At 60.4% G+C, this 21,347-nt stretch carries 23 protein-coding genes; 15 read left to right on the forward strand and 8 right to left on the reverse strand.

Going from position 1 to position 21,347, the window contains the following annotated elements; all coding sequences use genetic code 11:
- Positions 1–149 precede the first annotated feature (149 nt).
- Positions 150–2,891, reverse strand: coding sequence for a DNA polymerase I (gene polA / locus ACAX43_RS00080; protein ID WP_370706392.1), 2,742 nt, complete (start codon positions 2,889–2,891; stop codon positions 150–152).
- A gap of 1 nt (position 2,892) precedes the next feature.
- Between polA and ACAX43_RS00085 the strand changes: the two genes are divergently transcribed.
- A complete protein-coding gene (locus ACAX43_RS00085; protein ID WP_370706393.1) occupies positions 2,893–3,636 on the forward strand; it encodes a TIGR00730 family Rossman fold protein in 744 nt (247 codons plus the stop codon).
- 65 nt (positions 3,637–3,701) lie between these two features.
- On the opposite strand, the gene ACAX43_RS00090 is transcribed toward ACAX43_RS00085, so the two are convergent.
- A complete protein-coding gene (locus ACAX43_RS00090; RefSeq protein ID WP_370706394.1) occupies positions 3,702–4,619 on the reverse strand; it encodes a transcriptional regulator GcvA in 918 nt (305 codons plus the stop codon).
- A gap of 97 nt (positions 4,620–4,716) precedes the next feature.
- On the opposite strand from ACAX43_RS00090, the gene ACAX43_RS00095 reads away from it, so the two are divergent.
- From ACAX43_RS00095 to ACAX43_RS00105, 3 genes are all read left to right on the forward strand, one after another.
- Positions 4,717–5,286 (forward strand): chromate transporter, encoded by a 570-nt coding sequence (locus tag ACAX43_RS00095; protein WP_370706395.1) that lies wholly within the window; start codon positions 4,717–4,719, stop codon positions 5,284–5,286.
- A complete protein-coding gene (locus ACAX43_RS00100) occupies positions 5,283–5,813 on the forward strand; it encodes a chromate transporter (protein WP_370706396.1) in 531 nt (176 codons plus the stop codon). Before ACAX43_RS00095 ends, ACAX43_RS00100 begins: the two co-directional genes overlap by 4 nt.
- 264 nt (positions 5,814–6,077) lie before the next feature.
- Entirely contained in the window at positions 6,078–6,536 is a 459-nt protein-coding gene (locus ACAX43_RS00105; protein WP_370706397.1) for a hypothetical protein, read from the forward strand.
- Positions 6,537–6,649: 113 nt separating this feature from the next.
- Here the strand turns inward: ACAX43_RS00105 and ACAX43_RS00110 are convergent, their stop codons facing one another.
- The 3 genes from ACAX43_RS00110 to ACAX43_RS00120 are packed head-to-tail and all read right to left on the reverse strand — an operon-like array spanning position 6,650 to position 8,305.
- Positions 6,650–7,075: a hypothetical protein gene (locus ACAX43_RS00110; protein WP_370706398.1), complete on the reverse strand. Its 426-nt coding sequence runs from the start codon at positions 7,073–7,075 to the stop codon at positions 6,650–6,652.
- Positions 7,054–7,806 (reverse strand): hypothetical protein, encoded by a 753-nt coding sequence (locus ACAX43_RS00115; RefSeq protein WP_370706399.1) that lies wholly within the window; start codon positions 7,804–7,806, stop codon positions 7,054–7,056. The genes ACAX43_RS00110 and ACAX43_RS00115 overlap by 22 nt, the downstream gene beginning before the upstream one ends.
- Before the next feature lies 1 nt (position 7,807).
- On the reverse strand, positions 7,808–8,305 hold the full coding sequence (locus ACAX43_RS00120; RefSeq protein WP_370706400.1) for a hypothetical protein: 498 nt from the start codon (positions 8,303–8,305) through the stop codon (positions 7,808–7,810).
- A gap of 354 nt (positions 8,306–8,659) precedes the next feature.
- Between ACAX43_RS00120 and ACAX43_RS00125 the strand changes: the two genes are divergently transcribed.
- On the forward strand, positions 8,660–9,046 hold the full coding sequence (locus ACAX43_RS00125) for a hypothetical protein (RefSeq protein ID WP_370706401.1): 387 nt from the start codon (positions 8,660–8,662) through the stop codon (positions 9,044–9,046).
- Positions 9,047–9,129: 83 nt separating this feature from the next.
- On the opposite strand, the gene ACAX43_RS00130 is transcribed toward ACAX43_RS00125, so the two are convergent.
- Complete coding sequence (locus ACAX43_RS00130) at positions 9,130–10,656, reverse strand: AMP nucleosidase (RefSeq protein ID WP_370706402.1); 1,527 nt, start codon at positions 10,654–10,656, stop codon at positions 9,130–9,132.
- 200 nt (positions 10,657–10,856) lie between these two features.
- On the opposite strand from ACAX43_RS00130, the gene ACAX43_RS00135 reads away from it, so the two are divergent.
- The 6 genes from ACAX43_RS00135 (at position 10,857) to ACAX43_RS00160 (ending at position 16,345) form a co-directional block, all read left to right on the forward strand.
- A complete protein-coding gene (locus ACAX43_RS00135) occupies positions 10,857–11,252 on the forward strand; it encodes a hypothetical protein (protein WP_370706403.1) in 396 nt (131 codons plus the stop codon).
- Positions 11,253–11,513: 261 nt separating this feature from the next.
- Complete coding sequence (locus ACAX43_RS00140) at positions 11,514–12,509, forward strand: homoserine kinase (protein WP_370706404.1); 996 nt, start codon at positions 11,514–11,516, stop codon at positions 12,507–12,509.
- A complete protein-coding gene (locus ACAX43_RS00145; RefSeq protein ID WP_370706405.1) occupies positions 12,500–13,306 on the forward strand; it encodes a BPSS1780 family membrane protein in 807 nt (268 codons plus the stop codon). Before ACAX43_RS00140 ends, ACAX43_RS00145 begins: the two co-directional genes overlap by 10 nt.
- Positions 13,307–13,535: 229 nt before the next feature.
- A complete protein-coding gene (locus ACAX43_RS00150; RefSeq protein WP_370706406.1) occupies positions 13,536–13,988 on the forward strand; it encodes a MarR family winged helix-turn-helix transcriptional regulator in 453 nt (150 codons plus the stop codon).
- A gap of 176 nt (positions 13,989–14,164) precedes the next feature.
- Positions 14,165–14,584, forward strand: coding sequence for an organic hydroperoxide resistance protein (locus ACAX43_RS00155; RefSeq protein ID WP_370706407.1), 420 nt, complete (start codon positions 14,165–14,167; stop codon positions 14,582–14,584).
- Positions 14,585–14,845: 261 nt separating this feature from the next.
- Positions 14,846–16,345 (forward strand): deoxyribodipyrimidine photo-lyase, encoded by a 1,500-nt coding sequence (locus ACAX43_RS00160; RefSeq protein WP_370706408.1) that lies wholly within the window; start codon positions 14,846–14,848, stop codon positions 16,343–16,345.
- A 127-nt stretch (positions 16,346–16,472) separates the two neighbouring features.
- Here the strand turns inward: ACAX43_RS00160 and ACAX43_RS00165 are convergent, their stop codons facing one another.
- Together ACAX43_RS00165 and ACAX43_RS00170 are read right to left on the reverse strand one after the other, a co-directional pair.
- A complete protein-coding gene (locus ACAX43_RS00165) occupies positions 16,473–16,649 on the reverse strand; it encodes a DUF3563 family protein (RefSeq protein ID WP_370706409.1) in 177 nt (58 codons plus the stop codon).
- A gap of 106 nt (positions 16,650–16,755) precedes the next feature.
- Positions 16,756–17,952: a PHB depolymerase family esterase gene (locus ACAX43_RS00170; protein ID WP_370706410.1), complete on the reverse strand. Its 1,197-nt coding sequence runs from the start codon at positions 17,950–17,952 to the stop codon at positions 16,756–16,758.
- Positions 17,953–18,306: 354 nt separating this feature from the next.
- On the opposite strand from ACAX43_RS00170, the gene ACAX43_RS00175 reads away from it, so the two are divergent.
- The 4 genes from ACAX43_RS00175 to ACAX43_RS00190 all read left to right on the forward strand — a co-directional run bounded on the left by ACAX43_RS00175 (position 18,307) and on the right by ACAX43_RS00190 (position 21,319).
- Positions 18,307–19,008: a phosphatase PAP2 family protein gene (locus ACAX43_RS00175; RefSeq protein ID WP_370706411.1), complete on the forward strand. Its 702-nt coding sequence runs from the start codon at positions 18,307–18,309 to the stop codon at positions 19,006–19,008.
- A 136-nt stretch (positions 19,009–19,144) separates the two neighbouring features.
- Positions 19,145–19,927 (forward strand): molybdate ABC transporter substrate-binding protein, encoded by a 783-nt coding sequence (modA, locus tag ACAX43_RS00180; RefSeq protein ID WP_370706412.1) that lies wholly within the window; start codon positions 19,145–19,147, stop codon positions 19,925–19,927.
- Positions 19,928–19,941: 14 nt separating this feature from the next.
- Positions 19,942–20,616: a molybdate ABC transporter permease subunit gene (gene modB, locus ACAX43_RS00185; RefSeq protein ID WP_370706413.1), complete on the forward strand. Its 675-nt coding sequence runs from the start codon at positions 19,942–19,944 to the stop codon at positions 20,614–20,616.
- Position 20,617: 1 nt separating this feature from the next.
- A complete protein-coding gene (locus ACAX43_RS00190; RefSeq protein WP_370706414.1) occupies positions 20,618–21,319 on the forward strand; it encodes a sulfate/molybdate ABC transporter ATP-binding protein in 702 nt (233 codons plus the stop codon).
- The last annotated feature ends 28 nt before the right edge of the window (positions 21,320–21,347 follow it).

A 21,347-nucleotide genomic window follows, 5' to 3' on the forward strand; every position in this document is an offset into this window, starting at 1 on the left:
TGCGTCGCGACAGCGCGCATGAAACGAAACGCGCGCGCCGTCTGTCTTAGCGATTGTCCGCGAGCGGCACGGGTTGTCACAAGCCGTCAAAACGCATGTGTGACATGCGCACGACGATATCGCCCATCAAGCGCTCCGTCACATCAGTGTCAATGCGCTTCTTCCCAGTTCAGGCCGGCGCCCACTTCGGCGACAAGAGGCACTTTCAGCGCGGCGACACCGCACATGAGCTCCGGCAAGCGTTTGCGTACCTCTGACAGTTCCGCATCCGGCACTTCGAGAATCAGTTCATCGTGCACCTGCATGATCATGCGCGTGCCGATCTTCGACTCTTCGAGCCACTTTTGCACCGCAATCATGGACAGCTTGATGAGGTCGGCGGCCGTGCCTTGCATCGGCGCGTTAATTGCCGCGCGCTCGGCTGCCTGACGACGCGGACCATTGCCGCCATTGATCTCCGGCAGCCACAGACGACGGCCGAACGCCGTTTCCACGTAACCCTTGGCCTTGGCGCTCAGACGCGTTTCGTCCATATAACGCGCGACGCCCGGGTAGCGTGCGAAGTAGCGGTCGATATACAGCTTGGCCGCATCGCGTGTAATGCCGAGGTTCGCGGCGAGGCCAAACGCGCTCATGCCGTAGATCAGCCCGAAGTTGATGACCTTCGCCACACGCCGCTGATCGTTCGACACTTCAAGCGGCGTCACGCTGAAAATTTCCGCCGCAGTGGCGCGGTGAATGTCTTCGCCTTGCGAGAACGCACGCAGCAACGATTCGTCGCCGGAAATGTGCGCCATGATGCGCAATTCGATCTGCGAGTAGTCCGCGGAGACCAGCTTATACCCCGGCGGTGCAATGAACGCCTCGCGGATACGGCGCCCTTCGCCGGTGCGCACGGGAATGTTCTGCAAGTTCGGATCGTTCGACGCCAGACGACCCGTGACCGCGACCGCCTGCGCATAGTTCGTATGCACGCGACCCGTGGTGGCGTTGACCATGCGCGGCAGCTTATCCGTATAGGTCGATTTCAGCTTCGACAACCCACGGTGTTCGAGCAGGATCTTCGGCAGCGGATAATCTTCGGCGAGCTTTTGCAGCACTTCCTCGTCGGTGGACGGTGCGCCGCTCGGGGTTTTCTTGACCACCGGCAATTCGAGCTTTTCGAAGAAAATCTGGCCGATCTGCTTCGGCGAACCGAGATTGAATTCGCCACCCGCCAGCACGTACGCTTCGCTTTCCAGCTGAATCAGACGCGTGGCGATTTCGCTGCTTTGCGCGCGCAGTTTCTCCGCGTCGATCAGGACGCCGGTGCGCTCCATCTTGCGCAATACGCGCGAGGTCGGCACTTCGATGCCGCGATACACGTGGTCGAGCGTCTTCTCCGCGGCCACTTGTGGATACAAAGCCTGATGCAGACGCAAGGTGATGTCGGCGTCTTCCGCCGCGTATGCGGCGGCCGTTTCCAATGCGACTTCGTCGAAGCCGATCTGCGACGCACCCTTGCCTGCCACCTCTTCGTACTTGATCGTCTTGATGCCGAGATGGCGCAGCGCGAGGCTGTCCATATCGTGCGTGCGATGCGATTCGAGCACGTACGATTCCAGCAGCGTGTCGTGTTCGACGCCGCGCATTTCAATGCCGTAGTTCGCCAGCACTTGCTCGTCGTACTTCATGTGCTGGCCGACCTTCTTGTGCTCGGCACTTTCCAGCCACGGCTTGAGCTTCGCGAGCACTTCATCGCGCGGCAACTGTACGGGGGCGTCCGGGCCGCGATGCGCGACCGGCACATAAGCGGCATGGCCAGGCTCGACCGACAACGAAAAACCCACGATTTGCGCGGTCATCGGATCGAGCGCGGTGGTTTCCGTATCGAACGCGGTGAGTTCGGCCGCGTTGATCTTCTCGAGCCACGCGTCGAACTGCTCCCACGTCTGCACGGTGTCGTAATGGCGTTCGATATCCACGGTGAGCGCCGGCGGCACATCGGTCTCCGGACCTTCCACCGCATCAGCGATTTCTACTTCACGCAGCCACGTCTTGAAGCCGTGGCGCGTGAACACCTCGCGCAGTTCCTCACGCGATTCCGGCCGGCTCTCCAGGCTGTCTTCGATCGACACGATATGGCCGGTCAGATCGCAATTGCGCTCGACGGTGACGAGCTTTTTCGCCATCGGCAGAAAATCGAGCGCACGGCGCAGATTGTCTCCTACCGCACCTTTGATCTCGTCCGCATGTGCGACGATGCCATCAAGCGTTTCGAATTGCGTGAGCCATTTGATTGCGGTTTTCGGCCCGCACTTCTCGACGCCCGGCACGTTGTCGACGGTATCGCCGATCAACGACAGGTAGTCGATGATGCGCTCCGGCGGCACGCCAAATTTGGCGATGACACCGGCGCGATCGAGTTTTTCGTTCGTCATCGTATTGATGAGGGTGACATGATCCGACACGAGCTGCGCCAGATCCTTGTCCCCAGTCGACACGATCACGTTCATGCCGCGCTTTTCCGCCTCGGTGCTGAGCGTGCCGATCACGTCGTCGGCTTCGACCCCTTCGATCATCAGCAACGGCCAGCCGAGCGCGCGCACGGCGACATGAATCGGCTCGATCTGGCGCGAGAGATCGTCCGGCATCGACGGGCGGTTCGCCTTATAGTCGGCATACCAGTCGTCGCGAAACGTTTTGCCCTTGGCGTCGAACACGCACGCGCTATACTCTGCTGTGACTTCCTTGCGCATGCGCCGCAGCATGTTGATCATTCCGTAGAGCGCACCCGTTGGGCCACCCTCGGGCCCGCGCAGATCAGGCATCGCATGATAGGCCCGGTACAGATAACTCGAACCGTCGACCAATAGCAGGGTCTTACCTTCAAGGTTTCGTTCTTCAGGCATTATGACTAAGAGAAAAGTGATTCCGAGTCTGCGATCACTCGCAGATCAAGAGCGCGCAACGGCTAAGAAGGCCCGCGCATCGTGGCAGATGTTCACGATTATGGCAGAGTTTATCGAGGCGACCGAGTACCTCTCGGAGATTCGCCCGGCTGTCAGCATCTACGGTTCAGCGCGCCTGAAACCGAACTCGCCCTACTACAAACTCGCCACGCAAATCGCGCGCAAGCTGTCGGACGCAGGCTTCGCGGTGATCTCGGGTGGCGGCCCCGGCATCATGGAAGCGGCCAACAAGGGCGCTCATGCAGGCAAGGCGCCTTCGGTCGGTTTGAACATCGAACTGCCGCACGAGCAATCGGGCAATCAGTGGCAGGACATTTCGCTGCGCTTCCGCCATTTCTTCACGCGCAAAGTCACGTTCGTCAAGAACTCGGATGCCGTGATCGTAATGCCGGGTGGATTCGGCACGCTAGACGAACTCGCCGAAGTCCTCACGCTGATTCAAACCAAGAAGTCGCGACATGTGCCCATTATTCTGGTCGGCGCCGAGTTCTGGGAAGGCCTGCTTGCGTGGTTCAAGAACTCGCTCACGCCGATGGGCCTGATCAATCCGGCGGATATGGACTTGATGCAGGTGATCGACAATCCGGACCAGGTGCTCGAAGCGGTGTTGAAGTTCTACGAAGACCGCGAAGAAGCCGAACCGCATCCGGCCAAGTCGGATGAAGACCGGATGTTCTACCTGTGATGCCGCGCTTCGCGCTTCGCGCTTAGTGCGCGAAGTGAATGGGTAATGAGCAGCGTACGCAGAATCTAACGGGTGGCCTCCTGGCCGCCCGTTTCCGTTTCATCGGTCTGATCGCCTTGCGCTTGCAACCATTCGCAGAACTGCGCCACCAAAGGCGCATGCGCGACCTCGCGCCTCGCCACCCACCAATAGCCGCGCGCATCGATACGCGGGCCGGCCAGCGGCACGACGAGCCGCCCCGATGCCAGCTCATCCGCCAGCAACGGCAACGGACCTAGCGCCACGCCGAGTCCATCGACCGCTGCCTGCAAAGCCAGATAGAAGTGATCGAACGACTGCTTCTTCCGGCATTTCGCCGTCACCCCTGCCGCCGATAACCAGTTGCCCCACGCATCGGGCCGCGTGTCCGAATGCAGCAGCACGTGCTTCGCGAAATCGTCGGCCGCCTTGATCGGCGAGCGTTGCAGCAGCGCGGGACTGCATACCGGAATCTCGCTCTCGCCAAGAAAATGGGCACCCACGCAGTTCGGCCAATGGGCCGGCCCGCGCCGCACGGCGACGTCGAAGCTGTCCAGCGTTTCGACGGGCGCGTTTGAGGTCGAAAGTCTTAGCTCCACATTCGGCACCTTGCGCTGGAATTGATGCAGCCGCGGCAGCAGCCACTTCATCGCGAAGGTCGGCAGCGCATTCACGCGCAGCACGTGAACGACGCCGGTGTCGCGCAGTTGATCCGTGGCGAGCGCGATGCTGTCGAACGCGGCCTGCACGGTGGTCAGATAGCGGCGGCCGTCGTCGGTCAAACGCACGCGTTTGCCACGCCGATGGAACACCTGCACGCCGAGCCATATTTCGAAAGCCGCGACTTGCCGGCTGATTGCACCGTGCGTCACATGCAATTCATTCGCCGCAGCGGTGAAGCTTTCATGCCGTGCCGCGGACTCGAAGGCGCGCAGCGCTGGAAATGGAGGAAGATTACGAGCCATGCTTGTGATTCTAGATCACAAAGACGCGCTCAAAAATCGTTTTGCTCACCAACGGTTCGGCGCTACCCTTCTGAGCTTGAACTGGAAGCTTAACGATATGGATCACGATCTCACCGCGTCGGAGGCCGCCCTGGCACCCACGCCCACATTGCGGGAAATCTTCGGTGGCTTTCTCGGCCTTGGGCTGATCTCGTTCGGCGGCGCGCTGCCGCTGGCGCGGCGCGCACTGGTCGAACGGCGGCGCTGGCTGACCGGCGCGGAATTCACCGACTTGCTCGGCCTCTGCCAATTCTTGCCAGGCGGCAATGTGATCAATCTTTCGGTAGCGATCGGGATGCGCTTTCGCGGCGTGCCGGGTGCGCTGGCGGGATTGCTCGGGTTGATCGCGGGGCCTTCGCTGGTGGTGATCGGCCTTGGCGTGCTGTATGAACACACGCAAAACGACCCTCACGTTCGACATCTGTTTGCCGGTCTCGCCGCGGCGGCGTCCGGTCTGCTGATCTCGATGGCCGTGAAAATCCTGCTGCCGTTGCGCAATAGACCGATGGGCGCCCTCATCGCGGCGCTCGGGTTCATCGCGATCGCGGTCATGCGCCTGCCGCTTCTGCCAACGATGCTGGTGCTCACGCCGCTCAGCATCTACATCGCGTCGAGGGCCGCACGATGAACGACACGCTCATTTCGCTCGCCGTCATTTTCAGTCAGCTTTCCCTGCTGGCGTTCGGCGGCGGCAATACGATTCTTCCGGAGATGCAGCGTCAAGTGGTGGATGTGCATCACTGGATGCCGGCCAGCGAATTCAGCGCGCTGTTCGCCCTCGCGCAAGCCGCGCCGGGACCGAATCTGATGATCGTCACGCTGGTCGGTTGGCACGTGGCGGGCTGGGCCGGGATGCTGGTGACTTCGGTGGCGAAGTTCGGACCGTCGTCGCTCGTGACGATACTCGCGCTGCATGCGTGGGATCGGTTCAAGGACCGTCCGTGGCGGCGCTACGCGCAATTGGGACTCGTGCCGGTGACGGCCGGCATCGTCGCGGCGAGCGCGGCGCTGATCGCAGAAGCATCGAATCCGACGGCAATTGCGTGGGCGATTACCGCTTTTACCGCCGTGACGGCGCTGAAAACCCGCATTCATCCGCTGTGGCTGCTGGCGGCTGGAAGCTTGATTGGGTTGACGGGGTTTGGGCAGTTCTGAAATTCTCCGGGGGACGGAAACAGCCAACAGGTCACCGCGCAGGAGACAGAATAGGTAGCTCGTGAACTGCGGAATGCAACCCTCAACCTGACGCGTCACCAACTTGGCGTGATGAAGTGCCTGGCGCACAAAACTCCTGCAAACATAGCAGATCGAGAAACGCATTGACCAAACGCAATGTGGCGCCAAAAACCCGTACGGTCAGTGTCGCGGGATTGCGGAGCACAGCTATGCTTATGGATTCAGCTACTGCGCCATCTGCTTATGACCTACCATGCCATTACTGTCACACTTGAAAACATCGGAGGGATAGTCGTCGACAAAGACAAATATGGCAGGAGAACAATCGGAACCGCCTTTAATGTCACAGTTGCGGGAAAACGTCAGTACGCTGTACAAATGCGCGGTGCACCTCGACTTGAAAACGGCATGGTCGTGACGGCTGTACTGCGCGACACGGATAACTGGCAAACACTGGTTGGATGGTTAAACCACTCCACGGGCGAGATTTGCGGCGTCGACTCTCCCGAGACTTCCTTCTGGTGGGTTGTGGCCGGTATCCTGATGTCAACCTTGCTTTATCTTAAATGGATAAACGAAGCTCACAGCGGCGACACTAGCGCGCGCGTCGTAGTTTGGACTATCGCGGTTCTAGCGATAAACGCCTGGTCGCTGTTCTCCTGGCGGAGGTCGGTGAAGGTCTACAGGTTGCTGAAACCCTAAATGTCGGGGTAATTTCAACATCACGGGATAACCATGGCAAAAGTTTCTTCCATCACTTACCGCGCAATGCGGTAAGTGATGGAAAAATAGAAAGGCCGTTTATTCGGAATTCATTAAAGCCACTGCAAACCGTCGCCTGTGGTAGTCGTTTCGATCCAATCTTTCACCGCCTTGCGCCGCAATATGAACAGCGCGCCGAGCCGAAGCCACACACTAAGAGTAATTAGCAAGATAGCCCACAATCCCAATGCTTGCAAATACGGGTGGCCAAATATAGCCCATACAAGACCAAAGGCTCCGATCCACTTAAGCAGATCGCAAGCCCATCTCCGTCTCTTTATTCCATACACAAGCGCCAAGGGATTCGCCACAAGACTTGCGAACACGGCCAGACACCCCTCCCAAGGCAAGAAGCCAGATTGAAGTAAGCCGATTTCCACCCAAGCCTCGCACAGGAAGGCGAGAAAGAATCCGACAAGTGAAACCCAAATACAACGCGGTATTGCTTTCATAGCCATCAGAATTTTACGTTTTTGCAATAATCCATTCCGCTAACTATATCGCTCCAACCCTGCTCTACACTTAGATATCTGCAGTAGTTTTCTTTGTATTGATCCTCGTTGACCGGTGTGAAGCTGCCTGGGACGGGGGTCGCCATAGGCATCAAGCCTTTACCTGAAACACCCTTATCGCTCAGACAAATGAACAACCCCTTTTGTGTCAATATTTCGTCATATGACGCAAGGATGTATCCGCTCCCAGTTTGGAGACTTGACCAATACAGCGATGCACTAGCAACCGACACAGGCTGCGAAATTTGCAGCAAGTTTGACATATAATTACCCAACCATATTGTCGCAGAGTTTATATATGGTTGAAAGGCGGATTGCAAGTCGGCGACGAGGACAAGTCCGCTGATTACTGCTGCAGCGCCAGGACCGATTTCAGCCAAAACAAGCACTGTAACTGCGATTATTCCAGCGGCACTGACGATGGTCAGCACGTCGCCTGTTTGGACCTTTTTGTCCGGATTTTTCCAGTCTGTCACAACCCTTATTAATGCAGACGTCGCATTCATTAGGTTTGTCTGAATACGTATCGGCTTCAGTATCGGAGTGACATTTGTTATGGTCGCAACGACGTTGATGCCGTTCTGCATCACTGACAGCGAATCATTCGGGCTATTTGCTGCGGACATAAACGTCTGAAAAGTAGTCATCGAGTTCGAACCGTTTTCGATAAACTGAAACGCCATTTCTGCTTTTGCCATTTTATTCAGCCTTTGACTCTGTATTCCACGGAGCAATTGAATTCACTGAGGAACTGACGGATGGTGCGGTAGACGGACTCGATCCGACAACATAGCGGTAATAGAGCTGTGTATTGCCTGTTTTGGGCGCATACACCGGCTGGGCGATAAATGATTTTGTCTTTGTGAGAATGACAGGCAGGACATCAATAATCTGTGAAAACCCTTTATCCGTCGCAACCTGGAGACTCGCTGTAATATCACTATTCGGGTCTTCATAATTTATGATGCGCACCCAGAATACCCATGACCCGTCGTCGCGCCTCAATGCAGTCGCGCCGTTTGTTAACGCATATCCGCGCAGCGAAGTGGCTGTAATTTGGGGGGACGGTGGAGCCGCCTTTGCGATTGCGACGTGATGCCAACAAGAGACCATGCACTTGCTCGCAAAAATAATCGTCTGGTAGTCATCGTGTTTATTTAGTTTGGTGGATGTCGCCGTTTGTAATGTAGCTTTCACTACATTTAAAATGTATCGTTGCCGGCGAGGTAATTGACATCAGACAATTCCGAAAGAATTGACGGCTATTGCGGCGGATAGACAGGGCGATCGCATGAATCGTTACAGATAGTGAAGAGCACCCCGTAAGCTTTGTTGAAGGCGCGTGTACTCTTGCTTTTGCGGCCAAGAAAAAACGATGCAACAATGCGTGCTGAAGCGATCCGCGCAGCCGGACGCCGGCTCATGATCTGACGGAGATGCTGGTGGTGGCGCTGCGTGCAATTCTGTCGAGCGTCGATAGCTGGGTAGCGATCCAGACATCCGCCGAAGCGAAGCTGGAGTGCGCATCTGTTCCCGGCGTTGGCCGATCAGGTGGTAACCCCCGACGGCAAGACGGTGCGCGGCGACCAGCGAGCGCTCAACCTGATGTCGGCCTACGGCAATGGCTTGGGCGTGGGACTGGGACAGGTGGGCACGGCAAACAAAAGCAACAGGATCACGGCGATCCCGGAGTTGGTCGACCCTCTAATGGGATTTCCTTCAGGGCGTCGAAAACAGCATGCGCTGGGTACTCGACATGGTCTTTGGCGAAAACGAGTGCCCTATGAGAGTCGAGAATACGGCGCAGAACTTCGCAATCCTGTGCCGTATCGCTTGAATCTGCTCAAGCGCGATACAAACACAAGCGCAGAACTGAAAATACGCCGCCTCAAGGCCCGCGCCAATGATCAATGTCGCGCCACAGCCTGGTCGGCGTGAGAGCTTCATGCGATCGCCCTAGCGCAATCCTCCATATGGCCGATCTGTTCACAGTCGTATTCCGCGAAGCCAACGCAGACTGCTCACTGAAACGCCACTTCCGCAAAACTGCGCAGCTTGCGACTATGCAAACGATGCAGCCCGTTCATCCGTAACAACTCCATCGCCTTCACACCGATCTGCAGATGCTGATCGACCTGCGCGCGATAGAACTGATCCGCCATGCCGGGCAGCTTCAACTCGCCATGCAGGGGCTTATCCGACACACATAGCAACGTACCGTAAGGGACGCGGAAGCGGAAACCGTTCGCGGCGATCGTCGCGCTTTCCATATCGAGCGCAACCGCGCGGCTTTGCGACAAGCGCTGCACCGGCTCGCGATGATCGCGCAACTCCCAGTTGCGATTGTCCACACTCGCCACCGTGCCCGTGCGCATTACGCGCTTCAGTTCGACGCCGTCCAGTTGCGTAACCTGCGCGACCGCGCGTTCCAGCGCCACTTGCACTTCGGCGAGCGCGGGAATCGGCACCCACAGCGGCAAATCGTCGTCGAGCACGTGGTCCTCGCGCACATAGCCGTGCGCCAGCACGTAATCGCCGAGACGTTGTGTATTACGCAGGCCCGCGCAGTGGCCGAGCATGATCCATGCATGCGGACGCAGCACGGCGATGTGATCGGTGATCGTCTTCGCGTTCGACGGCCCGACACCGATATTGACCATCGTGATGCCGCTGCCGTCCGCGCGCTTCAGGTGATATGCAGGCATTTGCGGCAGACGCGGCGGCGCCGTCCCTTCCTGCGCCTGCTCGCCAAGATTTTCGTTGTACGTGATCACGTCGCCCGGCTCGACGAACGACGTGTATTCGCTGCGGTAGGTGCGCAGCTCTTCGTCGTCGGTATGCGCCATCATCGTGCGGCCGAGTTTGACGAACTCGTCGATATAGAACTGGTAGTTCGTGTACAACACATAGTTCTGGCAATGCGTGGGCGAGGTTGCCGTGTAATGCTTCAACCGATGCAGCGAGAAATCCACCCGCGCCGCCGTGAACAACGCCAGCGGATGCGGCTCGCCCGGCAGCGGCTCATACGTGCCGTTGACAATGCGGTCGTCGAGCAGCGCGAGGTCTGGGGTGTCGAATACATCACGCATCAGGAACAGACGTTCGCGATCCAGATCGCCCTCGAGGTGAATGCCTTCAGCGAATGCGAAGTGAATCGGAATAGGCTGATCGGACACGCCGACTTCGATCTGCACGTGATGATTTTTGGCCAGCAGGCGCAATTGCTCGCGATAGTAGTTGCCGAACAGATCCGGCCGCGTGACGGTGGTTTCGAACACGCCCGGACCCGCGACGAAACCGTACGAGCGGCGCGAGTCGATATGCGTGTTGACTTCGGTGCACACTCTGACGAACGGGTAGCAGGCGCGTACCCGGCTTTCGAACAGTTCGTTGCGGCGATAGCGCGCGAAGGCGTCGCGCAGGAACGAGGTGTTCGCTTCGTAGATGGCCGACAGACGCGTGACGGCCTCGGTAGCGTCGTCAAAGGATTCGGTTGGGAAGCTGTTGGCGGGAGTCTGCACCACGCGTTGATTGGTATCGTCGTTCATCTTCATTCACCCCTATTGATGAGACGACATTACCACGGAACCCGTGATCGCCAAATGAGCGCGCCGCGCCTACCACAACTGCCGTAAGAGCGGCCGCAAGTTTGCGGGCACGCCGTGCGAAAGCAGCGCAAAATAAGGCGATCGCGCCCGTGGGCAAGGCTGGATTTGCTAGAATCGGGGCACCATATTGGAGAATCACCATGAAGCCGCTCCTTCCCGTCGCCGTTGCACTGGCCTTGGCCTTTGGCAACGCCGCGATGGCTGCCCAGCCTGTCGATGACACTCCGGCCGCCGGCGCGCCCCAGTCCGCCAACGAACGGGCGGGTCTGCCTGACCTGGAGAAGATCAATCGTCCGGCCGCCGAGGTCAGCTCGAAGGTCGAAATCAACGTCCCGCGCACGCCGAGTTTCCACGAGCGCAGCGGCAACGGCACCGAAATCACCGAGTATCGCGACAAAGGCAAGCCCGTTGAAATCAACGTGCATTCGAACCTCGGCACGCGCTATCAGATGAGCGCGCCGCTCGACACATCGCCCACCGTGCGCGACAACGGCCGCGCCAGCACGCGCTTGCCGTCGGTGAATCTGACCTATTGATGCATGCCGGGGCGGCGGCCCAGCGCAGGCCGCTCTCCTGGATTTGCGCGGCGCGCGTGCGTCGCCTCGGGCTTTCCTCAGCCTGCTTGCCGGTTTTCGGCATCGCGTTGCAACTCGGCGATGCAGCGTCGGAATGCCGCAGCAGTCCTGATTTGCCGTCCTGATCGACCGCGCTTTCTGCAACGCATTTGCCACGCATTTGCCACACTTAGCACTGGCCGCACCGCGCCAGCCCGACCAACCTGACCCGACGTTTCCCGCATGGCTGTCTTCACCGCTGTCACCGAACCCCAACTAGCAGCATGGATGCGTCATTACGATCTCGGCGAAGTCGTCGAGTTTCGCGGCATCCCGTCCGGTATTGAGAACAGCAACTTCTTTCTGACGACGACGCGCGGCGAATACGTCCTCACGATTTTCGAAAAGCTGACGGCCGAACAACTGCCGTTCTATCTCGATCTGATGCAACATCTGGCCGCGCACCGCGTGCCCGTTCCGGACCCGATGCCGCGCGAAAACGGCGCGCTGTTCGGCACGCTGCACGGCAAGCCCGCCGCCATCGTAACCAAGCTTGAGGGCGCGCCGGAGTTGGCGCCTCGAGTCGAACACTGCGTCGAGGTCGGGCACATGCTCGCACGCATGCATCTGGCGGGGCGCGATTACGCGCGCCATCAGCCGAATCTGCGCAGCCTGCCGTGGTGGAAGGAAACCGTGCCGACCATCCTGCCGTTCCTGGAAGGCGCGCAGCGCGACTTGCTGTCGTCCGAACTGGCGCATCAGGAGGCTTTCTTCGCGTCGGCCGATTACGCCGAACTGCCCGAAGGCCCCTGCCACGCCGACCTGTTTCGCGACAACGCGCTGTTTGCGCATGCCGCGCCGGAAACCGGCCATGAGGTACGCCTGGGCGGCTTCTTCGACTTCTATTTCGCCGGCTGCGACAAGTGGCTCTTCGACGTCGCGGTGACCGTCAACGACTGGTGCGTCGACCTCGCCACCGGCAAGCTGGACGAGGCGCGCACCGAGGCCATGCTGCGCGCCTACCAGACCGTGCGCCCATTCACCGTCGAAGAAAACCGCCATTGGGGCGACATGCTGCGCGCTGGCGCATACCGTTTCTGGGTCTCGCGCCTGTATGATTTTCACTTACCGCGCGCGGCCGAGTTGCTCAAACCGCACGACCCCGGCCATTTCGAGCGCATCCTGCGCGAACGCCTGGCCGGCGTTGCACTTCCAGGCATCCATACCTCATGCAACTGATCGAAGTCCCCGCGAAAACCGGCTATGTCTGGTTCCGGCAGGGTATCTGGCTGTTCCGCAAGAACCCGCTCGCTTTTCTGACGCTGTTCTTCACCTACCTGCTGGTCATGACGCTGGCGTCGCAGATTCCAGTGATCGGCGGCGTGCTGCCGCTGATGTTCATTCCGGGCGTCGCGGTCGGGTTTATGGCGGCGTGCCGCAACACCATCGCGGGCAAGCCGGTGTTCCCCACCATTCTGGTGGACGGTTTTCACTCGTACGGCGCCGTCGCCGCGAAACGCCTGCTGGTGCTCGGCGTGCTGTATGTCGTCGCAATGGCGCTGGTGCTGGCCGGCTCGGCGCTCGCCGACGGCGGCATGCTGCTGAAGGTCATGCTCGGCGCCGCCACGTTGGATCAGGAGGCGATCGCCAACAGCAATATCCCGCTGGCGGTGCTCGCCGCATTTGCCTTCTATATTCCGGTGGCGATGATTTTCTGGTTCTCGCCGATTCTTATCGCGTGGCACGACGTGCCGCCCGTTAAGGCGATGTTCTTTAGCATTGTGAGTTGCTGGCGCAATCGCGGCGCGTTCATCGTGTTCGGCGCATTGTGGTTCGCGGTGGCGACGACGGTCTCGTTTGGCTTGTCAGCGCTGATGCAGGCGCTGGGCGCGGGCGACTTCGCATTCGCGATCCTGATGCCCGTCACGATGATCGTTACAACCATGCTGTACTGCTCGTTCTACGCGACCTATCGCGGCTGCTTCGGCGTGCAAACGCCCGAGGCGCCGGACCTGCCGACCACTCCGGCGGCGTGAACCCAAGCTTGCAAGTTCTGCAGGCGCGGGCGCTTTTCTGGTGCCCGCGCCGTTCCACCTCGGAACACAGTCCACATCCGCATTAGGGCGCCGCGCACTCCGGTCGCAGGACACTGCCCGTCTCCCCTGGTTCGTCGAATCCCCAGCCGCACTCGTCAATGCGCCTGGAATTACGGCACAATGGTTTGCGCGCAATCGATTTGCACGCTCTTTTTAAACGAGATGCATCATGACCCAGCGCCCCGCCTTGCCCTTCACGCTCGACGAGCAACTCTGCTTCGCGCTCTATTCGACCTCGCTCGCGATGACGAAAGCGTATAAGCCGCTGCTCGACAAGCTCGGTCTCACATATCCGCAATATCTGGCGATGCTGGTGCTATGGGAAACCGACGACGTCACGGTCAAAGACCTCGCCGCGCGTCTGAATCTCGACTCGGCAACGGTCACGCCGCTGCTCAAGCGCCTCGAGACGCAAGGCCACCTGGAACGGGTCCGCGGCGTCGAAGATGAGCGGCTTGTGTATATCCGGCTCACGAAAGCCGGCACGGCACTGAAGCGCCAGGCACGCGAAGTGCCGGCAGAAATCTTCTGCGCGACCCAGCAAACGCCGGAATTCCTGCTCCGTCTGCGCGACGATCTGATGCGCCTGCGCTCCACCCTCAACGATTACATGGACCACTAGCCGGCTTACCTTGCCTTCAAAGCACGCTATCGGTCTGATGCAAAAATTCATTTGTACACAAATGATTAGTGTACTATCTTTGTCACACGCCGCTTCGATAGAGCTCCCCCCGAATGGCGAGCAAACAGCTAGCGGCAAATAGGCAAATCCTGACAACCCAGACAAAGGAGCAGCAAATGAACATTCTGTACAAAGCAAGTGCAACGAGCACCGGTGGCCGTGACGGCCGTGCAGTGTCGTCGGACAATGCTCTCGACGTGAAGCTGGCCGCACCGCGTGAACTGGGCGGCAACGGCGCAGCGGGTACCAACCCGGAACAACTGTTTGCAGCGGGCTACTCCGCCTGTTTCCTGAGCGCGATGAAGTTCGTCGCCGGCCAGCGCAAGCAGGCTTTGCCGGCCGACACACACGTCGCGGCGGAAGTGGGCATCGGCCCGAACGACAACGGTGGCTTCGCGCTAGATATCGATCTCCGCATCTCGCTGCCGGGCCTCGCCGCGGACGCGGCCAAGGAGCTGGTCGATGCAGCGCATCAGGTCTGCCCGTACTCGAACGCCACGCGCAACAACGTCGCGGTCCGTCTGCAAGTCGCGTAAGCTGCGGCCTTGATGAAGCTGATGATAGGGACGTGAGCGGCGAAGCCGCGCCGCCATGAACAGCGCCCGCACCTTGCAAACAGGTGCGGGCGCTGTGCCGTTTTGCGGATGCGGCACGTAATGTGCGGCGCCGAACCATGCCGTCATTTACCGTCGCCAACCCTGTGAATAACCGCGCAGTTCAGTAATATCGTCGCCTGACAGTTCATTGCGACGGTCGATGCTTCGCCGCGCAGCCATCCACCTCGACTCACGATTCCGATGACACGCGTCCGACGCCTGAACGACACCTTCGATACCGGTCTGGTCTGGTTTCGCCGCGACCTGCGCAGCACGGACAACGCCGCGCTCTACTACGCGCTCAAGCATTGCGAGCGCGTCTGGTGCGTGTTCGTGTTCGACACGACGATCCTGCAGCCGCTAATCGACGTCTGGCGAGTGCGCCATCCGGGTACCCAGCCGCAGGACCGTCGCATCGAGTTCATTCTTGCAGCACTGGGCGAACTGGATCAGGCGTTGCGCGCGAATGGGGGCGGCCTCATCGTGCTGTACGGCGACCCGGCCGATCTCGTGCCCAAGCTCGCCACCGAACTCGGTGTGGATGCGGTCTTCGCGAATCACGACTACGAACCGGTCGCGATCGAGCGCGACGAGACGGTGCGTGAGCGTCTCGCCGAAGCCGGACGTCAGTGGCTAACGTTTAAAGACCAGGTGATTTTCGAGCGTGATGAAGTGCTGACTGGACAGAGCAAGCCGTTCACGGTGTTCACGCCATACAAGAATGCATGGCTCAAGCAGCTGACGGCCTTTGATCTGAAGCCGTATCCGGTGGAAACCTACGCGAACCATCTCGCCGCACTGCCGCCTAAACTGGCCCGCCAGTTGCCGACGCTCGATCAACTTGGCTTCGCGCCAAGTAACCTCGCAGAGCTAAACTTGCCCACCGGCATGAGTGGCGCACAAGGTCTGCTCGACGACTTCCTGTCCCGCATTGACAGCTATGCGGACCGGCGCGATTTCCCTGCCGTCAAGGGCCCGAGCTATCTATCGATGCATCTGCGCTTCGGCACGGTCTCGATCCGCACCCTCGCGCGATTCGCGCACGAGATGTCACTGCAGCCTAATGGACAAGGCTCGGCAACGTGGCTATCGGAGCTTATCTGGCGGGACTTCTACTTCATGATCCTCTCGCATCATCCGAGGCTGGCGAACGGTGCTTCGTTCAAGGAAGAATACGATCGGTTGCGCTGGGAGCAAGGACCGGAAGCGGACGAGGCGTTTGCCGCGTGGTGCGACGGCCGCACCGGCTATCCGCTGGTCGACGCCGCGATGCTGCAACTGAACCGCACCGGCTACATGCACAACCGCTTGCGGATGGTGACGGCGAGTTTTCTGGTGAAGGATCTGGGCGTCGACTGGCGGCTCGGCGAACGCTACTTCGCCGAACAACTGAACGACTTCGATTTCTCGGCGAATAACGGCGGCTGGCAGTGGGCGGCGTCCACGGGATGCGACGCCCAACCGTATTTCCGGATTTTCAATCCGATCACGCAATCCGAAAAGTTCGACCCCGACGGCCGTTTTATCAAACGCTATTTGCCACAGCTTGCGAAGCTGCCAGCTAAATGGATTCACGCGCCGTGGCTGGCGGGCGCGCAGCGGCTCGCGGAATTCGGCGTGTTATTGGGTAAGGATTATCCGGCACCGATCGTCGACCATGCCGAAGCACGGCAGCGCACGTTGGCCCGGTTCGGCAAGTAAGCGTGTACTCAAACCGATTTGATCAAAAACGTCTGGAGGAGACTAATAGATGCGCCGGTCGGCGTCGCTGCATCGTCACGCTGACGTTTGCATTCTGGCGACGGGACAGTTGGGCAATTCGCGCAGCTTAGTGCTGGCTCATCCACGACGGTTGGCGGGGGTTCGCCTCACGGTCCAGCTTGCGCATACGGAATTCCAGATCGTACAGATCCGTGGCTTCGGAGAGGAATGCGTCGGCGCGTTCTCTCGCGAGTTGGTCGGGCGATTTGGTCAGAAACAGGAACAGGCGGCTAAGCAGATACATGGTCAACCTCAACTATGAAGGTAGGCGTCAACGCCTAGGGATAACCCGTATTATAGGGAAAACCCTAGGATTGCGCCACTGTTCATTTCGAAGTGTCGTCCCAGCATTACCGCGCGCCCGCTGAAGCCGTTGGGGCGGTACTTTCTGCGATCCGACCGGAGCCCGTGCGGCGCTGGTGCTTGAAGAATTCCCACACCATGGCGCTTGCATCCGGCCCTTTGGCGGAATGGAACGGCACGGCGTCGTCGCCGCCGCTCCAGGCATGCGCAAGCCCTTGCACGCGGCACAGGCGCACCACACGCCGACCGCCACGCAAAAAGTCGCGCATCACCACACCGCTCTTGCGTTCTTCCCGCACTTCGCCGGATTTGCGCGCGCCATTCTCGTCGACGATCCGGTTCAGCCGAAGAAACTGTATCGCCAACTGGTCCGCGTTGACCGGCGCGACCACATGGTCGGCGTCGCCGTGGACGATGATCGCCGGCATGCCAGGGTATTCGGCCACATTGGCGATCTCGTCGACGAGTTCGGCCGGTTCACGGCGCGCGCCGCGCCGCATCACGTCCATCGCCGTGATGCCGGAGCGGGCCTCGCCGAAAGCGGGGCCAGAATGCAGCGCGACCGCTGCAAAATGTTCCGGATAGTTGACGGCCAGAAGCGCCGTCAGGCCGGCACCGGCGGAGATTCCGGCCACGTAGACCCGCTCGCTGTCGAAACCATGCTGGGCCACGAGGGCATCCACCAGCGAGACCACCGCACGCGCCTCAGCGCCGCCAGCGTTTTCGCTGGCGTCGTACCAATGCCAGCAGCGGTGAGAATGCACATGTTTCGACTGTTCCGGATAAACCACGGCAAAGCCGAAACGGTCTGCCAGTACGTTCATCCGCGTGCCTTCGGCGAATTCATCGATCGATTGGGTGCAGCCGTGCAACATCACGACGAGCGGCATCGTGTCGAGCGCATGGCCGGACGGGATATACAAACCATACTGAAGGTGGTTGACGAGCCGACCGGGCGCGGCGGGCGCCGAATGGAACGAGCGCGTCCATGAGCCGCTCGCCCATGCCGACGCACGCGGCCGAACGCGCGATTCCCGGGCGACCGCGCGCGGAGCCTCGCGTTTTGCAGGTGCGCGCAGGGCGGCCGCGGGCTTGACCGGACGGACCTTGGTCGACGGCTTGCTGGTGGCGGCCCGCGCCGGCCGCGTGGTGGCGCGCCTGGCGGTTTTGTGAACGTGTTCAGTTTGAATGGCGAGCAGCCGTTTGAGACCGCGCAGCCAGATTTTCGATAGACTTTTTGCCATCGGCGGGTGACCTCGCAAAAAGGGACAGGTGTCATTCGGTAGAGCAACACCTTGTTGTGCAATGCACAATAACATCAATCCTCATGCGATGCTGGAGGTCTAAACTGCTGCCGAGAACCGAATTTTCCGCTCGACGAACCTTGCAGCAGCACCAACGTCAAACCTTTGCAAAGCGTGTTCGCCAGCCAACGTCTCATGACAAAAAGCGCGCGATGCGGCAAGTACGGCCGGTAGCCCCGTTTATACTGACGGTGCAATAGTTGACGCAGACCTTTGCTGCGTCGGCCATTTGCGCCGTTCGCGCGCTAGACCCTTACCAACCCGATTCTACGCGGCCTTAGTCGCGCATTTTCCATGCCCGATTTACCTGCCCATCTGTGGTACTCGATCACCAGCCTCGGCAGCGCCGGCATGACGCTGCCGCTGGCGTTCGCCATCGCACTTTGGCTGGCGGTCGGCTACACGTGGCGCATGGCTGCAGGCTGGTTGCTGCTGCTCGGCGCGGCCATCGGTGTCGTGACCGTGACGAAGCTGGCCTTTCTGGGTTGGGGCATCGGCGTGCGCGAACTGGATTTCACTGGTGTGAGCGGCCACGCCATGCTGTCCACCGCCGTCTATCCAGTCGCGCTGTTCCTGATGTTGCTGCCCGCCCGTCCAGTAATGCGTCTGCTCGGCGTCTTGCTCGGCCTTGCCGCTGGCATCGCGGTCGGCTTGTCGCGCGTCGTGCTGAGCGCTCACTCGCCGTCGGAAGCCATCACCGGCTGCCTGGTGGGCGCGCTGGCGGCGGTGGTCTTCGTGCGCATCGCGTGGAATGCCGAACCGGGCCGGCTGTCAGCATTGCCCGTCGCCGCGAGTCTGATGATCCTGGCGGTGCTGATGCACGGCGTGCATGTGCCGACGCAACGCTGGGTCACGCATATCGCACTGAAGGTCTCGGGTCATGAAAGGCCGTTCATCCGCGCCAAGTGGAAAGCCGTGCGGAGTGTTCGCCCCGCCGCGGCGCCGCTGTCGCAAACGCTCAACACGCTTGTGCCGCTGCGCTCGTCCGACGTCTGAAGCCCACTCCCACCGATTCACGAGCCGCTCTATGCGCGCAACTGGATAATCGTCATGGCTACCGTTATAACCTTTCATATATTACGATAGCGTCTTTAACCCGCCGTGCCGGCCCACGCCGGCCATCCAAGCCTTCATGACACTGTCCCGCCGCCTTGCGAAACATGCGCTGTTCATCGCCAGCGCCGTCACCGTTGCCGTCAGCGCCCATGCCCGCGCAGACGAACTGGTGGTCTCCGCCGCCGCCAGCCTGACCAACGCGTTCAAAGCGGTCAGCGAGGTCTTCGAACAGCAGCATCCCGGCACCAAAGTGCTGCTGAACTTCGGCGCGTCCGACGTGCTGATGCAGCAAATCGCCAAGGGCGCGCCTGCGGACGTGTTCGCCTCCGCGGATCAGAAAGCGATGGATAAAGCCGCTGCGGAAAAAGTGATCGTGTCGGCTTCGCGCCAGGACTTCGCCGCCAATTCGCTGGTGCTGATCGTGCCGACCGACAGTCATTTCATGCCGGCCTCGCTGAACGATCTGGCAGCGGCGAATGTGAAGCGTGTCGCTTACGGTGATCCGGCCTCGGTGCCGATTGGCCGCTATGCGCAAGGCGCATTGCAAGCCGCGGGCGTGTGGGACGCTGTGAGCGCGAAGGCCGTGCTGGCAGCGAACGTACGTCAGAGTCTCGACTATGTATCGCGTGGCGAAGTCGACGCAGGCTTCGTATTCAGCACCGACGCCGCGATCATGCCGGACAAGGTCAAAGTCGCGCTGAATGTGCCGACCCAAATGCCCATCACCTATCCGATCGCGCAAGTCGAAGGCAGTCGTCACGCCGCCGACGCGCAGGCCTTTATGAGCTTCGTGTTGTCGCCGGCCGGCCAGGCAGTGCTCGCGAAGTACGGCTTCATGCCCGCGCATCAACTTCACTGAGATTTCGCACGCTCATGCAACAGGCCTGGATTCCGCTCTTGCTGTCGCTGAAAGTGGCGGGCTGGGCCACCGCGCTCAATCTGGTGTTCGGCGTCGCCGCCGGCTTTGGCTTGTCGCGCTGGCGTTCGGGCGCGCGCGATGTGATCGATTCGCTGCTCATGTTGCCGCTCGTGATGCCGCCCACCGTGCTCGGCTACTACCTGCTCGTGTTGCTCGGCCGGCGCGGTGCGATCGGCGCCTGGCTCGACCGGTTCGATATCCAGCTGGTGTTCACCTGGCAGGGCGCGGTGATCGCGTCGACGGTGGTGGCGTTTCCGCTCGTGTTGAAATCGGCGCGCGCCGCCTTCGAAGCCGTCGATCCGCAACTCGAACGGGCCGCGCGCACGCTCGGCGTCAGCGAAATGGCGGTCTTCTTTCGCGTGACGCTGCCGCTTGCCGCACGCGGCATTCTCGCCGGCGGCTTGCTGGCATTCGCGCGGGCGCTCGGCGAATTCGGCGCGACGCTGATGATCGCGGGCAACTTGCCGGGACGCACGCAGACGCTCTCGGTTGCAGTCTATTCAGCCGTGCAGGCCGGCGACGACAGCACAGCCAATTTCCTCGTGCTCGTGACCTCGGTGACGTGCGTCGTGATTCTGTTGCTCGCAGGCCGTCTGGTGCCGCAGCACACGCTTTTGCAGTCCCGCTGATATGCCGCTCGCCGTCGACATCCGCAAGACCTTCGAGAGCGCCGAGCGCCGTTTCACGCTCGACGTCTCGTTCGAGGCGACCACACAGCGCGTTGTCCTGTTTGGGCCCTCCGGCGCGGGGAAGAGTCTCACATTGCAGGCCATCGCCGGCTTGTTACAGCCCGACGAAGGTTCGATCACGCTGCACGACAACGCATTATTCGACAGCGCACGCGGCGTCGACCTGAAACCGCAAGCGCGCAAGATCGCGTATCTGTTTCAGGACTACGCGCTCTTTCCGCATCTGAACGTGCGGCAGAACATCGGCTTTGGGTTGCAGCAGGGCTGGTTCAACCCGCGAGCGCGCATCGCGCATCCGCAAATCGAATACTGGCTCGATGCGCTTGAGTTGAAAAGCGTGGCGGGCAGCCATCCGGCGCAGCTTTCGGGTGGCCAGAAGCAGCGCGTGGCGCTGGCGAGGGCGCTTGTTGCGCAACCTCGGTTGCTGTTGCTGGACGAGCCGTTTTCGGCGCTCGATAGCGCGCTGCGTCAGCGCATGCGGCGCGAGCTGTCGGACCTGCAAACGCGGCTCGATATTCCCATGGTGTTGATCACGCACGATCCCGACGACGTCGCCGCCTTCGGCGATCAGGTGGTGCAGGTCAGCGACGGCTGCGTGCGTGAGAATCAGCCGTTCGCCGGGTACGCGCGCAGCGTGCCTTAACGCAAGCTCGCGCTCAGAGCGTGAGCGA

Origin of the sequence: Paraburkholderia sp. IW21 (assembly GCF_041321145.1) — a bacterium.
Classification (GTDB): Bacteria; Pseudomonadota; Gammaproteobacteria; order Burkholderiales; family Burkholderiaceae; genus Paraburkholderia.

What these genes read in the sequence shown, in the direction of transcription:
- polA (WP_370706392.1), bottom strand. Translation starts at nt 2,891, where the DNA reads ATGCCTGAAGAACGAAACCTTGAAGGTAAGACCCTGCTATTGGTCGAC.
- ACAX43_RS00085 (WP_370706393.1), top strand. Translation starts at nt 2,893, where the DNA reads ATGACTAAGAGAAAAGTGATTCCGAGTCTGCGATCACTCGCAGATCAA.
- ACAX43_RS00090 (WP_370706394.1), bottom strand. Translation starts at nt 4,619, where the DNA reads ATGGCTCGTAATCTTCCTCCATTTCCAGCGCTGCGCGCCTTCGAGTCC.
- ACAX43_RS00095 (WP_370706395.1), top strand. Translation starts at nt 4,717, where the DNA reads ATGGATCACGATCTCACCGCGTCGGAGGCCGCCCTGGCACCCACGCCC.
- ACAX43_RS00100 (WP_370706396.1), top strand. Translation starts at nt 5,283, where the DNA reads ATGAACGACACGCTCATTTCGCTCGCCGTCATTTTCAGTCAGCTTTCC.
- ACAX43_RS00105 (WP_370706397.1), top strand. Translation starts at nt 6,078, where the DNA reads ATGACCTACCATGCCATTACTGTCACACTTGAAAACATCGGAGGGATA.
- ACAX43_RS00115 (WP_370706399.1), bottom strand. Translation starts at nt 7,806, where the DNA reads ATGGCAAAAGCAGAAATGGCGTTTCAGTTTATCGAAAACGGTTCGAAC.
- ACAX43_RS00130 (WP_370706402.1), bottom strand. Translation starts at nt 10,656, where the DNA reads ATGAACGACGATACCAATCAACGCGTGGTGCAGACTCCCGCCAACAGC.
- ACAX43_RS00135 (WP_370706403.1), top strand. Translation starts at nt 10,857, where the DNA reads ATGAAGCCGCTCCTTCCCGTCGCCGTTGCACTGGCCTTGGCCTTTGGC.
- ACAX43_RS00140 (WP_370706404.1), top strand. Translation starts at nt 11,514, where the DNA reads ATGGCTGTCTTCACCGCTGTCACCGAACCCCAACTAGCAGCATGGATG.
- ACAX43_RS00145 (WP_370706405.1), top strand. Translation starts at nt 12,500, where the DNA reads ATGCAACTGATCGAAGTCCCCGCGAAAACCGGCTATGTCTGGTTCCGG.
- ACAX43_RS00150 (WP_370706406.1), top strand. Translation starts at nt 13,536, where the DNA reads ATGACCCAGCGCCCCGCCTTGCCCTTCACGCTCGACGAGCAACTCTGC.
- ACAX43_RS00155 (WP_370706407.1), top strand. Translation starts at nt 14,165, where the DNA reads ATGAACATTCTGTACAAAGCAAGTGCAACGAGCACCGGTGGCCGTGAC.
- ACAX43_RS00160 (WP_370706408.1), top strand. Translation starts at nt 14,846, where the DNA reads ATGACACGCGTCCGACGCCTGAACGACACCTTCGATACCGGTCTGGTC.
- ACAX43_RS00165 (WP_370706409.1), bottom strand. Translation starts at nt 16,649, where the DNA reads ATGTATCTGCTTAGCCGCCTGTTCCTGTTTCTGACCAAATCGCCCGAC.
- ACAX43_RS00170 (WP_370706410.1), bottom strand. Translation starts at nt 17,952, where the DNA reads ATGGCAAAAAGTCTATCGAAAATCTGGCTGCGCGGTCTCAAACGGCTG.
- ACAX43_RS00175 (WP_370706411.1), top strand. Translation starts at nt 18,307, where the DNA reads ATGCCCGATTTACCTGCCCATCTGTGGTACTCGATCACCAGCCTCGGC.
- modA (WP_370706412.1), top strand. Translation starts at nt 19,145, where the DNA reads ATGACACTGTCCCGCCGCCTTGCGAAACATGCGCTGTTCATCGCCAGC.
- modB (WP_370706413.1), top strand. Translation starts at nt 19,942, where the DNA reads ATGCAACAGGCCTGGATTCCGCTCTTGCTGTCGCTGAAAGTGGCGGGC.
- ACAX43_RS00190 (WP_370706414.1), top strand. Translation starts at nt 20,618, where the DNA reads ATGCCGCTCGCCGTCGACATCCGCAAGACCTTCGAGAGCGCCGAGCGC.